Origin of the sequence: Clostridium sp. SGI.024 (genome assembly GCF_050315195.1) — a bacterium.
Classification (GTDB): domain Bacteria; phylum Bacillota; class Clostridia; order Clostridiales; family Clostridiaceae; genus Clostridium.
This window is the reverse complement of sequence record NZ_JBNPON010000166.1, coordinates 1-372: the sequence shown is the minus strand read 5'-3', so window position 1 is coordinate 372 and position 372 is coordinate 1. Positions and strand designations below refer to the sequence as shown.

The window sequence follows — 372 nt, the reverse complement described above, 5'->3', positions numbered from 1 at the left end:
ATAGGTCGTAGAGCCTTATATGCTGCTGCACTTGCTTGTATAAGAACAAACCGTAACGGAGTTCCTATTAATAAAGTTTTATTAGATTATTACCAAGTTAATCTTAATGGTAAAAAACCTAAAGTTGCCTTAGTAGCAATAATGCATAAAATAATAAATTATATTTTTGCAGTTCTCCGAAACCAAACACCGTTTGAATTAAGAGATCCAAGAATCCACAAACAAATGTATCTAGAGAATAACTCTATAGATTACGTCGCTTAGTAATATCCATAATTTGTAACCATTCGTGTTTTGAAATGGTTTATTTGTCATGCCATTTTTTATTAAAATTATTTTTTAATTTTTTACTTGACTATTATTAGCTGGTCT

Annotated in this window: 1 pseudogene; it reads left to right on the top strand. The window is 29.0% G+C overall.

Annotation, left to right across the window (positions count from 1 at the left end):
- Nucleotides 1–264 (top strand): annotated as a pseudogene (locus ACQRD5_RS17245) (IS110 family transposase); the annotation flags it as partial.
- Between the last annotated feature and the right edge of the window lie 108 nt (nucleotides 265–372).